This is a genomic window from Solidesulfovibrio alcoholivorans DSM 5433 (assembly GCF_000702665.1).
Classification (GTDB): domain Bacteria; phylum Desulfobacterota; class Desulfovibrionia; order Desulfovibrionales; family Desulfovibrionaceae; genus Solidesulfovibrio; species Solidesulfovibrio alcoholivorans.
In genome coordinates this window covers 57,454-70,811 of record NZ_JNJA01000017.1, presented here as the reverse complement: position 1 = coordinate 70,811, position 13,358 = coordinate 57,454, and the positions used below count along the sequence as shown (strand labels likewise).

At 67.1% G+C, this 13,358-nt stretch carries 10 protein-coding genes; 2 read left to right on the top strand and 8 right to left on the bottom strand.

Annotated elements, in window-relative coordinates:
* The first annotated feature begins 26 nt into the window (after window positions 1-26).
* Window positions 27-1,349: a methylenetetrahydrofolate--tRNA-(uracil(54)-C(5))-methyltransferase (FADH(2)-oxidizing) TrmFO gene (gene trmFO, locus Q368_RS0119700; protein WP_029460759.1), complete on the top strand. Its 1,323-nt coding sequence runs from the start codon at window positions 27-29 to the stop codon at window positions 1,347-1,349.
* Here trmFO and Q368_RS24970 read toward each other — a convergent pair.
* From Q368_RS24970 to Q368_RS0119665, 8 genes are all read right to left on the bottom strand, one after another.
* Window positions 1,344-2,618 (bottom strand): ATP-binding protein, encoded by a 1,275-nt coding sequence (locus tag Q368_RS24970; protein WP_084158912.1) that lies wholly within the window; start codon window positions 2,616-2,618, stop codon window positions 1,344-1,346. The two genes, trmFO and Q368_RS24970, sit on opposite strands and share 6 nt — an antisense overlap.
* Window positions 2,619-2,702: 84 nt before the next feature.
* The gene (murB, locus tag Q368_RS0119695) at window positions 2,703-3,569 is read right to left on the bottom strand and encodes a UDP-N-acetylmuramate dehydrogenase (RefSeq protein WP_029460758.1); all 867 of its coding nucleotides are present in this window, start codon (window positions 3,567-3,569) and stop codon (window positions 2,703-2,705) included.
* 145 nt (window positions 3,570-3,714) lie between these two features.
* A complete protein-coding gene (locus Q368_RS0119690; protein WP_029460757.1) occupies window positions 3,715-5,964 on the bottom strand; it encodes a DUF3536 domain-containing protein in 2,250 nt (749 codons plus the stop codon).
* A 6-nt stretch (window positions 5,965-5,970) separates the two neighbouring features.
* Window positions 5,971-7,485 (bottom strand): hypothetical protein, encoded by a 1,515-nt coding sequence (locus tag Q368_RS0119685; protein WP_052360299.1) that lies wholly within the window; start codon window positions 7,483-7,485, stop codon window positions 5,971-5,973.
* A 13-nt stretch (window positions 7,486-7,498) separates the two neighbouring features.
* Entirely contained in the window at window positions 7,499-8,662 is a 1,164-nt protein-coding gene (locus Q368_RS0119680) for a HAMP domain-containing protein (protein WP_029460755.1), read from the bottom strand.
* A 224-nt stretch (window positions 8,663-8,886) separates the two neighbouring features.
* On the bottom strand, window positions 8,887-9,648 hold the full coding sequence (gene pstB, locus Q368_RS0119675) for a phosphate ABC transporter ATP-binding protein PstB (RefSeq protein ID WP_029460754.1): 762 nt from the start codon (window positions 9,646-9,648) through the stop codon (window positions 8,887-8,889).
* Between the two features lie 76 nt (window positions 9,649-9,724).
* Entirely contained in the window at window positions 9,725-11,215 is a 1,491-nt protein-coding gene (locus tag Q368_RS0119670) for a HAMP domain-containing sensor histidine kinase (protein ID WP_029460753.1), read from the bottom strand.
* A gap of 4 nt (window positions 11,216-11,219) precedes the next feature.
* Window positions 11,220-11,903, bottom strand: a complete 684-nt coding sequence (locus tag Q368_RS0119665; protein ID WP_029460752.1) for a winged helix-turn-helix domain-containing protein — start codon at window positions 11,901-11,903, stop codon at window positions 11,220-11,222.
* A gap of 199 nt (window positions 11,904-12,102) precedes the next feature.
* Between Q368_RS0119665 and Q368_RS0119660 the strand changes: the two genes are divergently transcribed.
* Window positions 12,103-13,356 carry an ABC transporter substrate-binding protein gene (locus tag Q368_RS0119660; RefSeq protein WP_029460751.1) on the top strand — a complete coding sequence of 418 codons (1,254 nt, stop codon included), beginning with the start codon at window positions 12,103-12,105 and terminating at the stop codon, window positions 13,354-13,356.
* Window positions 13,357-13,358: the final 2 nt, after the last annotated feature.

The following is a 13,358-nucleotide window of genomic DNA, read 5'->3' as shown; positions in this document are numbered from 1 at the left end:
CTCCCCGCATCTTCGGAGTCTCCATCATGTCCATAGCGATCATCGGCGGCGGATTGGCCGGGTGCGAGTGCGCGCTGGCGTTGGCCCGGGCGGGCGTTGCGTCCACCGTTTTCGAGTGCAAGCCGGCGCTCTATTCTCCGGCCCATGTGAGCCCGGGGCTGGCCGAGCTGGTCTGCTCCAATTCGCTGCGCTCCGACGAGCCGGTCACGGCCGTGGGCCTGCTCAAGGTCGAAATGGCGGCGCTCGGCAGCGCGGTCATCGCCGCTGCGCGGGAGACGGCCGTGCCCGCGGGCAAGGCGCTGGCCGTGGACCGCGAGCTTTTTTCCGCGGCCATGACGGCGCGCATCGAGGCCGAGCCGCTGGTTGCGCTCGTGCGCCGCGAAATCATGAGCCTGTCCGATCCGGCGCTGGCCGGGTTCGAGGCCGTGGTCGTTGCCGCCGGCCCCCTGGCGAGCGACCGGCTGGCGGCGAGCCTGCGCGAGGCCATCGGCGACGAGAGCCTGTATTTCTACGACGCCATCGCGCCCATCGTGACCACGGAGTCCGTGGACATGGCGCGCGCCTTCTGGGCTTCGCGCTGGCAGGAGGGGGAAGGGGATTACCTCAACTGCCCCCTGGACGAGGCGGAGTACAAGGCGTTTCTGGCGGCGCTGCTCGCGGCGCGCAAGGTCCCGAGCCGCGAGTTCGAAAAGGAGTTGCATTTCGAGGGCTGCCTGCCCATCGAGGCCATGGCCGAGCGCGGCGAGCGCACGCTGACCTTCGGCCCCATGAAGCCCGTGGGTCTGACCGATCCGAAAACGGGTCGGCGGCCGTATGCGGTCGTGCAGTTGCGGCCGGAAAACGCGGCGCGCTCGACCATGAACCTCGTCGGGTTCCAGACCAAGCTGGCGTATGGCGAGCAGGAGCGGGTGTTCCGCCTGATCCCGGCGCTGCACGCGGCGGAATTTACGCGCCTGGGCAGCATCCACCGCAACACGTTCGTCAACGCGCCCAAGGTGTTGAATGAGCGCCTGGAGCTCGTGGCCCGGCCGGGGACGTACCTTGCCGGCCAGATCACGGGCGTGGAGGGCTATGTGGAGTCCGCGGCCTGCGGCCTGTGGCTGGGCACGCAGCTCGGCGCGCGCATCGCCAAGGGCATGGAGCTTGCGCCGCCGCCGCAGGTGACGGCGCTCGGCGCGCTACTCAATCACTTGCGCACGCCGGCCAAGAAATTCCAGCCGAGCAACGTCAACTTCGGCCTGACGCCTCCCCTTGAGGAGCGCATGAAGAAGGCGAACCGGAAGATGGCCTATCCGGAGCGGGCGCGGAAGGCGTGGGGGGAGTGGTGTGATGTGATGAATTATCTATAAAGTGGTGGCATTGCCTAACTGGTAGCCACCCAATTCAGCCATTAACCGGACATGTCCTCTCATAAGATTGTTTCCAAATCTTTTGTACCGATATCTGCTTTCGTTGGAGCCTCCTTGTTTAGGAGTGTTTTTAATGATTTTCCCATAGCTATCTGTGCCAAGTCTCTGAAGTATTTTGGGGAGGATGTCTTGCTGTGGGATATCCCAGTTGTGTCTTTTCCCCAGTTCTTTGCAATGGTCGAATAAATCGTCCGTCCGTATGTCGATACAGTCGCAGTCTGCTAGTGACCAAATTAAATAACGATAGATATCATCTCTGCGTTGTGTTGCTGTGTTGTAAACATTTGCTAATTCTTCAATGCTACCTTCAACCGCCCTGGTGATTGCCCTTTTGTATATATCGTCTGTTATATCTTTTGCATAATTAATGACGGCTTCGTAAAGTAGGGATTTTCCAATTAGGTGTGCAAAATGCGGATATCCATTTCCAATGATAGCTATTCTGTAAAGAATGTTTTTGTCAATTGTAATCTCTACAGCAGAAGCTGCTTCGTTAACTATATTGATGAGATCCTGTGCACTTAAGGGGTCTAGGCTTATTTCGCAGATATATCGTGGAACAGATGCGTGAGTTCCTATTAGCTCATGGACGCTGTCCGCTATCCCGACAAGTATGAATCTGATATTGAATTCTTGGTCTCCAATTTGTTTTATTAGGTGTGCCAATAATGTTTTGTCGTCATTTTTCATTTCTTCAAGTTCGTCGATAATAACAATTGTAGTTTTTGAATCATTGTAGTAAGAGTCTATGTCTCTTAGTGTTCTGACGGCCTCGTTAATGTCCGAGAAAGGTTTAATTTGAGGGTGTTTTTGTTCTATGGAGAAGCGAATGCTTGGTTTGAGTGATATCGTATATTCTGCTTTTGTCTCTGTTGTTTTGATTAGGTGCAGTTGTATTGCTTGGTTGAGTAAGTCTTGTGCTATGCCATGAAATATTGTCAACATCGGTGAATTCGGTGAGCACGCGGCATAGATATGTTCTCGGTCTGCACTAGAAGTCATTTGTGCAACTGTTCTAGCAAGGCTTGTTTTTCCTACTCCTCTATTGCCATATATAAAAGGGATAGAACTGAAATATGAAATCTCATCGGAGAGAGTGGAGTATTCTTTGCCTCTCCCCCGAAGGTATTCGAAATTTCGAATTGGCCGTTCAGGCGATAAATACTTGTTAAGAGTTTGAAGTTTTCCAATTATTTCATTGTTGTGCATAGGTTCTCCAGGTCTGCCCTAGTAAAGAGGCGATAAATGATCTTTTAAAGTGGTTTTTTAGCATGACATGTATCGGAAACTAAATCAAATGGCGACCTGCTCAAGCCGCAAATCCACCCCATACCGCTCCCGCGCCGCCTTCTGCATGACCGCGACGACCGCCAGGATATCCTCGCCTGTCGCGCCGCCGGCGTTGACGATGATGCCGGCGTGGCGGGGGGAGATTTGCGCGCCGCCGATGCGCAATCCCTTGAGGCCCGCCTCTTCCATGATGACGCCGACCGGGGGCGCGCCCGCGGGGCGGCGGAAGACGCTGCCGGCGCTCGGCTTGTCGTATGGGAGTTTCGAGCGGCGCAGCTTGCCGATGCGGCCCATCTCCGCAAGTATCTCCATCGGAGCGGCAGGACTCAGGCGCAGCCGCACGGCGACGATCACCGCGTCCCCGCCCTGGAACGCCGTGAGGCGGTAGGCCGGCTGGCAGGCTTCGCGCGAGAGCGTGCGCACCGTGTCCGTGCCGGGTTCGTAGACCGTCACGTCCGCGACCGTGTCGTAAAACGACGCGCCGTAGGCTCCGGCGTTCATGTACGCCGCGCCGCCGACACTGCCCGGGATGTCCCACAGCCGTTCGAGCCCCGAAAGCCCGGCCCTGGCCGCGACGCGGCAGAGGTCGCGCAGCCGCGCCCCGGCACCGGCGCGCACAACGTTCCCCTCGACCGCGATGCCCGTCTCCAGCTCCCGCGTGCACACGAACCGGTGCGACGCGTCGTAGAACTTGCGCGCCAGGATCACGTTGCAGCCGTGCCCGAGCAGGTGCACGGCCTGCCCCGGCTGCGGCCGCAGCGCCTCCCGCAATTCCTGCACATTGCGCGGGAACAGGCAACAGGCCGCATAGGCTTCCACGCCATAGGAATTGAGCCCCGTCAACTCGATCCATCCGTCAACCTTGCGCATCATCACTCCAAATCATCACTCCAAAATTGGCCGTGGGGCCGTTTCGGGGCGGCGTCTTCACCGCCCCGAATCGGCCCCACCAGCGAGGGGGTCCGGGGGGCATCATGCCCCCCGGCCGCCGGAGGCGTCTTTCCTTCTTTTCTCCCTACACCGCAAACCCGAGCGCCTTGGCCAGGGTGGCCGTGCCGCCGGCGAAGGGGCGGCGCTCCCACAGGGCGTTTTGCGCCGCCCACCAGTCGGGGTGCAGCTCCAGGTCCACGGCACGCTGTACAAGGCGCGCAAGCTGCTGCCAGTCCGGGTCCGGCTCGGCCACGCGGCGCGCGGCCTCGGCGGCAAGGCGCGCCTCCAGCGCCGCCTTGACCGGCGAGTCCTTGCCGGCTTCGAGCAGGAAAAGTCGCAGCAACGCCGCACGCTTGGGAGCAAGCGGCAGGTCGAACACGTCGTGCCAGACAAGCCCCGCCCACAGGGGCAGCCACAGGGGCGCGAGATTGATCGTGTGTTGCGCCTCCTGCAACTCCGTGACCAGCTTTCGCGCCGTGGCCGCCTGGGCGAGCATGGCGGCGAACGCCGTCTCCTCGGCGTGGCGGGCGAAGGCGTCGGCCAGGGACTGGCGCTTGTTGACGGGCAGGCCCACGTCGCGCAGGCAGAACCCTTCCTCCGCGCCGCTTGCCGGGGTCAGGGACACGCAGCCGTCGAAGGGATCGGCGCTCGGCGACGGGCGGTAGCGGATGGCCAGCTCCTCCACGGCGGTTTCCAGGCTGTAGCGGATGCGCGCCGTGCCGGGGCGGGCGTCGTCCTCGGGATCGTCCAGGCGCACGGAAACCGTCACCCCGGGCCAGACGGCGGACGCGGCTTCGCCTGCGGCGGGCAAGCGCCGCTCGAGCGTCAGTTGGAGCAGGGCCTGGGAGACGAGGGATTTCGGGGTTTCGCGGCGCGGGCGCACGAGGTTGTCCCAGATGTCGCGGCCGGTGCCCATCTCGGGATCGTTGGAGCGCGCCTCGGCCAACACGGCCGTGACCTCGGGTTCGGGATCGGCCATGCCCGTGGCCCGGGCGAGCTCCATGGCGCGGCAGGCGAAGGTCAGGCCGTTGACCGGCTCCAGGCGCGAAATCTCGTCGAAGAACCAGGCACAGCTGGCAAAGGAGGAAAGTCCCCAGGCCTGCATGGACAGCAGCTTCCAGGCCGTGCCCTTGCCGGCGGCGGTGATTCCCGGCGCGAAATGGGCCACGGCGTAGGCCTCGGGCGTGAGGCTGCCGGCCATGACCTCGCCGTAGGCGACCAGCGCCTGGCGGGGGTTGGCGAAAAGCGGTTCGCCTGTGGCGAAGAAGTGGGCATCCAGGCGGGATTTGAGCAGGTTCAGGGCGTTTCGCAGCGGTGCGCGCCATTTCTGGTTGTAGCCCGGATGCCCGCCCGTGGTGCAGCCGCAGTCCGAGCGCCAGCGCTCCACGCCGTGGGCGCAACTCCAGGCCGAGGCCTCGCGGATGCGCACGAAGCGCTTGGGCGGATCGGCCTCGAGAAAGGCGGCGTAGTTGGTGAGCGTAAGTCCGTCGCGGCCGCTGCGCGCCTGGTCCAGCACGTAGGCCAGGGCCATTTCACCGAACTTGAAGTGGTGGCCGTAGGTCTCGCCGTCCGTGGCCAGCGACAGCAGGCCTTCGCCCGCCGCGCCGGAGAGGCGGCGGAAGAACTGTTCGCCATCGGCGAGCAGGCGCTCGAAGGCCACGGCCTGGGACAGGGGGCCGTGGTAGAAAAAAACGGCCATGGGCTTCCCGGACGGCAGCGCCACCTTGTAGGGCCGGCGGATGTCGATGCTCCCGGCGTCCACCCCCTGCCAGCGCCCGCCGTCGTCGCTGACCGCCTCGGCCTGGGATGGGGCCAGGATGGTGAAGCGGATGCCGGCCGCAGCGAGCGTTTCGAGCGTTTGCGTGTCCACGGCGGTCTCGGCCAGCCACATGCCTTCCGGCGCGCGGCCGAAGCGGGCCGTGAAGTCGGCCACGGCCCAGGCGACTTCCAGTTCCTTGTCGAGCGGCGAGGCCAACGGCATGATGACGTGGTGGTAGACCTGGGCCAGGGCGTTGCCGTGGCCCAGGCGCTTGCGGCTGGCCGCGTCGGCCTCGAGGATGCGGGCGTAGGTTTCCGGGGCGGAGCGGGCCATCCAGGACAAAAGCGTCGGCCCGACGTTGAAGCTCATCCATTCGTAGCAGTTGAGCAGTTCGCTGATGCGGCCCGCGCCGTCCATGCGCCTGGCCCGGGCCATGGGCGTGTAGGATTCGCGGCTGATCCGCTCGTTCCAGTGGCGGCTGGGCGCGGCGCTGCCCTCGGGCAGGATGTGCCCCAGCCAGGGGTCTTCGCGGGGGGGTTGGTAGAAATGGCCGTGGATGCAAAGGGCGCGGTCCATGCGGGGCTACTCCTGTCCGTTTGGGCGTTCGATGCGGGAGCCTGCGGCTTCGGGCGGTGCGAAAAGTTTGTTGTCCAGGGCGTCGAGGGCTTTGTCCGCGATGCGGGCCTCGCGGCGGCGCAGCAGCGAGGAATCCACGTAATGCACCTCCATGGGCCCGACCTTGGGCGTAACCAGGGCGATGGAAAGCCCCGGCCAGGTCCATAGGCGGATGCTGCCGCCGTCCTCGCTTGGCCGCTGCGTGGGCGGGCCGTACTTGGCGGCGTAGGCCGCGAGCACCCGGTCGCAGTCCTGCTGCGGCGTTTCGCCCGAAGGCGCGATGACCAGGGTGACGCCGGCGAGGCGGTCGTCGTCGTAGGCGTAGAGCACGCTTGTGAGAGGAATGTCGCCAAGGCGCAGGCGTTCGTCGGCGCGGCGGAAATAGCGCCGGCCGCGATGCGTGTAGAGGTATTCGCCCGTGGGCAGGTTTCCAGGGGGCGAGCCGAAGGCCGCGCCGCGAAAGGAGCGGGGCGGGTCGCCCTGGGAGAAGATGCGCAGGCCCCCGGAGAGCGACGGCGGCGCACCGTGCGCGTTTTCGGCGGCTTTCGCCTCGGCCAGGAGCTTGGCGTCGGCGTAGCGCACGGCCACGCCGCCGGCCTCGACATCGCGGGTGAGCGCGATCTGCGCCTCGGGCCAGCTCCAGACGAGCTCCTCCTCGAGCGTCGCGGGGATGGCGCGCGGCGGGCCGTACTTGGTCTGGTAGGCGCGGCGCAGGGCCTCGAAATCGTCGGCGTTTTCCACGCGCATGACCACGGTGAAGAAGTGGTCCTCGAAAAAACCGTAGAGGATGTCGGTCAGGCGCATCTCGCCCAGCTCCAGGCGGTCGCCCTTGCGGCGGTAGTAGGTCGCCGCACCTTCACGGTAGGCCGGTTCGAGTCCGGGCACGGAGGTGCGCTCGCGGCCGAAGCGCAGGCCGCGAAAGCCGATGGGGCCACGCTTGCGGATGTCCTCGGCCGACTGCCAGACCTCGCGTTCGTCGGGGCTTAAGTCCGGGAGATAGACGTAGTCGATGACCGTGACGCCGTCCCGCGCGCCGTGGGACAGGGAGACGCGCAGCGCAGGCAGGTTCCAGACCAGGCGCAGCCAGCCCGGCGCGCCCTCGCGCGCGGGGCGGCCGTATTTGGACGTGAACGCGGCGATCAGGGGGCCAAGCCCCTGGCAGTCGGTCAGGGTCATGCGCACGAAGAAGAGCATGCCGCGCGAGAAGCCGTAGCGGATATCCGTGGGGCAGTCCTCGGCCAGGGGTTTGTCGCCTTCGCGGCGGTAGAAGTCGGTTTCGCCGAAAGTGGCGATGCGCGTGAGCCCGGAGACGGCGGCGGGCGGCGCGCCGAAGGGGATGCCGCGAAATTCCGGTTGTGCCTGGGGCGCGGCGGCAAAAGCGGGGACGCAGGGCGCAAGGAGCAGGCAGGCGACGGGGAGGACGAGGCCGCGCAGGATTGCCGCCAGCAGGCGGCGCGGGGGAAAAGCGGTGCCGTGCGCCATGGTGGTGCGCGCCCTAGCGGGCCAGGCGCTTGCCGAGCCGCCGGGCCATTTCCCGCAGGCTCTCGGCGAGTTGCCCCACTTCGTCGCGGCAGGAGACGGCGAGCGTTCCGGTCACGCGGCCGTCGGCGAGGTCTTTGGCGAAAAAGGCGCAGCGCCGCACCGGAACGCCGAGGAGCAGGGCCACAGCCACGGCGAAGACCGCGCCGAGGAACAGGATGCCCCAGGCGGCGACGCGCAGCGTCAGGCGCGAGCCGCGAAGGGCGGAGGCCACGGCCCCGGCGTCACCGGCGGCCTCGGCCAGGGACGCGCCGCCAAGGGCCGTGGCCGCGGACAGGGCGGCGCGCTCGGCTTCGAGGATCTGGCGGCCCGTGGCGCGCAGGGCTTCCCAGTCGGCCAGCACGCCGGCCACGGCCTGGCGGTACTCGGCCAGGGCGGCGAAGGCCGGGGCGAGCCGCCTGGCGTCGTCGTCGGAGCCGGCGCGGGCGTCTCGCAGGGCGGCTTCGGCGGCGTCCAGGCGTTCGGTCGCCTCGGACAGCCGCGCGGGGTCGCGCAGGGCGCGGGCGGTGGCGGCGGCTTCGCGCACGTCGCCGCCCGCGGCCAGGGCCGCCTGGGCGACCTTGAGACGCTTCGCGTGCTGGCGCAGGGGATCGGGCTGCGGGTATTTGGCGGCGAGTTCCTTGTCCCACTGGGCGGTCTTCTGCTCGATGTAGCCGGAAACGGCCCCTGCGTAGCCGGTCGCGGCCCGGTCCAGGGCCGCGCGCGCGGCGTCCAGGCGCTCGTTGCCGGCGACCGACGCCTCGGCGGCCTTTTTGTAGGCATCCAGGAAATAGCTGATCTTCTCGGCCTCGGCGGCCAGGGATTCCATGCCCGGCCGCGTGGCGGCCTCGCTGGCGTCGTGCAGGGCGTCGGCGGCCTTGGCCAGGTCTTTCTTGGCCCGTTCCAAGGCGTCGCGGTCGGCGGTCAGGGCGTAGCCGCGGATGGCCTGGGCCGCGAGCAGGAGCTGGCGCTCCACGGCAACGGCCAGGTCGGCGCGGGGCAGGCGGGCGGTCTCCAGGGCGCGCGAGCGGTCGGCCAGGGCGTCCAGGCGGGAAACGGCGAAGGTGCCGAGCAGCAGCGCGGCCACGGCGGGCAGGATCACGGCGGCGGCGATTTTTGCGGGAAAAAGCGGAAACCTCATGCCGATGCGTCCTTTGGTTGGAATGCGGCACGGGGGCGACGGGATACGGCTAACCGGGCTCCCGGGCAAGAGGTTCCATGCATAGCGGGTATCGCCGGGAAATCAAAGGGGGTCGGCGGGCCCCTTTGTGTCCCGCGACGGGCGCGCCCGGCCCGGGAATCGCCGGGAAGCGGCGGGGGAGCGCGGAGCCGGTGCGGTGGTCGCGGCCGGCTCCTGGCGCGGCATCAGCCGAAACGGCCGGTGATGTAGTCCTCGGTCTGCTTCTGGGACGGCCGGGTGAAGATGGTCTCCGTGGCGTCCACTTCGATCAGCTTGCCCATGTAGAAAAAGGCCGTGCGGTCCGAGACGCGGGCGGCCTGCTGCATGCTGTGGGTGACGATGATGATCGTGAAATTGCGTTTGAGCTCGTGGATGAGTTCCTCGATCTTCTGGGTGGCGATGGGGTCGAGCGCCGAGGCGGGCTCGTCCATGAGCAGCACCTCGGGCTCGATGGCCAGGGCCCGGGCGATGCACAGGCGCTGCTGCTGGCCGCCGGACAGGCCCAGGGCCGAGTCGTGGATGCGGTCCTTGACCTCGTCGAAAAGCGCCGCGCCCTTGAGGCTTTTTTCCACCTGCTGCGAGATGTAGGTGTTATCGCGCATGCCGCCGACGCGAAGCCCGTAGGCCACGTTTTCGAAAATGGTCTTGGGAAAGGGGTTGGGCTTCTGGAAGACCATGCCCACCCGGCGGCGCAGTTCGACCACGTCCAGGCTCTGGGCGTAGACGTTCTCGCCGTCGAGCGTCAGCTCGCCCTCGACCCGGGTGCCCGGGATAAGGTCGTTCATGCGGTTTAAGCAGCGCAGGAACGTGGATTTGCCGCAGCCGGAGGGGCCGATCAGCGCCGTGACCTGCCGCTCGTTGATGGTCAGGTTGATGTCCTGCAAGGCTTTGAAGCGGCCGTAGTAGAAATTGAGGTTTTTGGCGACCATCTTGATGATGTCTGGCATGGGCGGTTCCTTTTCGTTCGCAGCCGGTCGGGCGGGAAGTGTTTCGGGGGCATCTTGCCGACCGGGTGTGGAAGTTTCATGACGATTGGGTCGATGGTCCAAGACAACGGCCCGCATCGGCGTACTCTGCGTCCGCCTGGGTGCGCGGCGCGACGGCCAGGGTGAAAAAGACCGCCGCGCCGGTCATCTCGCCCCGGGCGCGGTCGGCCCAGACGCGGCCGCTGTGGCGTTCCACGATGTGCTTGACGATGGCCAGGCCGAGCCCGGTGCTGCCCGGCGTCTTGGAGCGGTGGCGCTCCACGCGGTAGAAACGTTCGAACACCCTCTGGCGTTCCTCGGGCGGGATGCCCGGGCCCTGGTCCAGGACGCCGCAGGTGACGGTCGCGCCGTCGGCGTCGGGCACGGCCTGCATGACGATGCGCGTGCCCTCGGGGGCGAAGCGCGCGGCGTTTTCGAGCAGGTTGCGCCAGACCTGTGTGAGCTGGCCACCGTCGCAGCGCACGCGCGGCAGGTCGGCGGGCAACTGGTTATCCAGGGCGAGCCGTTTGGCCTGGGCCAGGGGCTCGCACTCGCGCACGGCGTCGGCCAGGGCCGAGGCCGGGTCGGCGTCCGGCGCGGGACGCCCTGCCCCGTCCGCCCCGTCCTGCGTGCGGGGCTGCTCTTCGAGCCGGGCCAGAGTGAGGATGTCGTCCACCATCTTGGACATGTGATTGGCGTTTTTCAGGATCACGTCGAGAAAGCGGCGCTTTTCCGGGGCCAGTTCCGGCGCGGCGGCAAGCAGGGTCTCGGCGTAGCCCTTGATGGACGTGAGCGGGGTGCGCATTTCGTGGGTGACGTTGGCCGCGAAATCGCGCCGCACCCGGGAGAGGCGGCGGGTTTCGGAGACGTCGTGAAAGACGAGCACCGCGCCGTGGTCGCGGCGGGCGTCGGCCGGGTCGGGCCCCAGGCGCACCAGGGAAACTTCGTAGAACCGCCCAGGGCCGAGCTCCATCTCCAGGCTGGCGGCGGCCGGAGCGTCCTCGGCGCGGTCGCCGAGCAGGCGGTCGCAGGCCATCTGCAACTCCGGGCTCGGGGCCGCCTCGATGGGCCGGCGGCCGGTAATGTCGCCGCTGACCGGGACGATGCGCTTGAGCGCCGGATTGGCCACGCGGATCTTGCCTGCCGCGTCGAGGACCATGACGCCCTCGCGCATGCCGTCGAGGATGGCTTCGAGTTGTGTCTTCTGGTCGGTGATGGTGGCGATGTGGGACTCGATGCGCCGGGCCATGTGGTTGATGGCCTCGGCCAGGGCGCTGAACTCCCCGCCCGGGGACAGATGCAGCCTGCGGCGGTAGTCGCCGTCGCCGATGGCCCGGGCCACGGCGATGACCTCGGCCAGGGAGCGGGACAGGCTGCGCCCGATGAGCCAGAAGGCCGCGCCGGCGACGACCAGCGCCAGGGCGAGGACGGCCAGGCGCTCGGGCCGGGTGGCCGGGGAAGGCATGAGCTCCGGGATGGCGAGGCTTGCGGCCGTCACGGCCAGGCATACGGCCGTGGCCCGCAGCCCCAGGGTGGCGGCGGCACGCAAGGGCTCACTCCTTGAACCGGTAGCCCACGCCCCGGACGGTTTCGATCATGCGGGCGCAGGCGCCGAGTTTCTGGCGCAGGCGGCGGATGTGGGTGTCCACGGTGCGGGCGTAGCCTTCGAACTCGTAGCCCCAGACGGAATTGAGCAGCCGGTCGCGGGTGAGCACGCGCCCGGTGCTCTGGAACAGTTCCGCGAGCAGCCTGAATTCCGTGGCGGTCAGCGCCACTTCCTCGCCGTCAAGGGTGACGCGGTGCGCGCCGAGGTCCACGGACAGGCCGTCGCGGGTGAGCACCTGGCGTTTTTCCTGTTCCGGGGCGTGGCGCTTGAGCACGGCGCGCAGGCGCAGGATGAGCTCCCGGGGGGAGAACGGCTTGACCACGTAGTCGTCCGCCCCGAGTTCCAGGCCCACGATGCGGTCCACTTCCTCGCCCCGCGCGGTGAGCATGATGATGGGGGCGGCGGCGGTCTTGGGATCGCGCTTGAGCTCCTTGCAGACCTCGAAGCCGTCGAGACCCGGGAGCATGAGATCCAGGATGATGCCGGCCGGCGGCGAGCGGCGGGCCTTGGTCAGGGCGTCGTAACCGTCTTTTGCCGTTTCGGTGGCGAAACCGGCGCTTTGCAGGTTGAAGGCGAGCAGTTCGACGATGTCGTCGTCGTCTTCGACTATCAGGATGGAATCCTTGGACATGCGACCACCTCGGATGTTTCGTCGCTCGAAAGAACACGGCGGCTTGACGCGGGGGTGAATGGCTCGTGACGATTGTGTGACACTCTTTGTGCGATCCAGCAAGGGCGCGCCGTAACAGGAGTGGGGCGTTTGACGCGTCGTGTCAAAGGGCCTAGGAAAATGGCAAGCGTTTAAAAGTAGACCCGGGAGGCCGGAGACGATGGCGGGCAGGTTACGCGTGTTCGTATGCTTCGCGCTGTGGGGTTTGGCCCTTTGCGCGACCGCGCCGCCATGCCGGGCCGCGGAGCCCGAACCGATCCGCCTGGGGCTCACGGCCGGCTTCACCGGTCCGACCCAGGCCATGGCCGTGGAGCTCTACCGCGGCGCCCAGGCCGCCTTCGCCCGCCGCAACCGTGACGGCGGCATCGACGGGCGCAGGATCGAACTGCTCGTTGCCGACGACCATTACGAACCCGATCCCGCCATCCGGAACTCCGTGCGCTTCCTCGACCAGGGCGTGCTGGCGCTTTTCTCCGCCCTGGGTTCGCCCACCGTCAGCCGCGAACTGCCGGTGCTGCGCGTCCGGGCCGGGGAACACGCGCGCCTTTTCTTCCCGGTCACCGGGCTCGAGGCCGCGCGGCAGCCGCCCTACGTCGGCTACGTCTACAACCTGCGCGCGTCGTATTTCCAGGAGATCGAGGCCCTCGTCGAGGCCTTCTTCCGCCGGGGGCTCAATCGCATCGCCATCTGCCACCAGGCCGACGCCTTCGGCCGCAGCGGCTGGGACGGCGCCGGTCGCGCCCTGGCCAGGCGCGGGCGCGACTTGTGCGGCGAGGCCACCTTCTCCCGCTCCGCAGCGGCAGGGGACGACATGACGCCGCAGGCGCGCATCCTGGCCGCGTGCCGCCCCGATGCCGTGCTGGTCATCGGCGCATCCCCGGCCTGCGCGGCGGTGATCCGCGACATGCGCCGCCAGGGCCTGCACATGCCCATCGGCCTCGTTTCCTTTGCCGGCGGCGAAATCCTGCTGCGTGTGCTGGCCGCCCAGGGCGCGCCCTTGGGACTGACCCTGGACGACGGGCTGATCTTTTCCCAGGTCACGCCGTCCTGGCGCGATGCCGACCTGCCGGCGGCGCGGGACTATCGGCGCGACCTGGCCGCCCTGGGAGCCACGGAAGCCGCGCCGCCGCCGAACGGCTGGCCCAAGGCGATGCCCGAAGGCAGCGCCACGGGATTCGAGGGCTACTTGAACGCCCGTCTGCTGCTTGCGGTGCTTGCGGCCATGCCAGATCCCACCGACCGCCGGCAGCTCGACGCGGCGTCGCGCGCCGCCGGGCCGGCCGACATCGGCCTTGACCAGCCCCTGTCCCTCGACGGCCGGCACCATCAGGCGCTGCACACGATCTACCTGTTCACGGCGGCCAACGGCGCCCTCGTCCCCCTGGAAGCCGTCGCCGCGGCGGCCGGAGACTGACC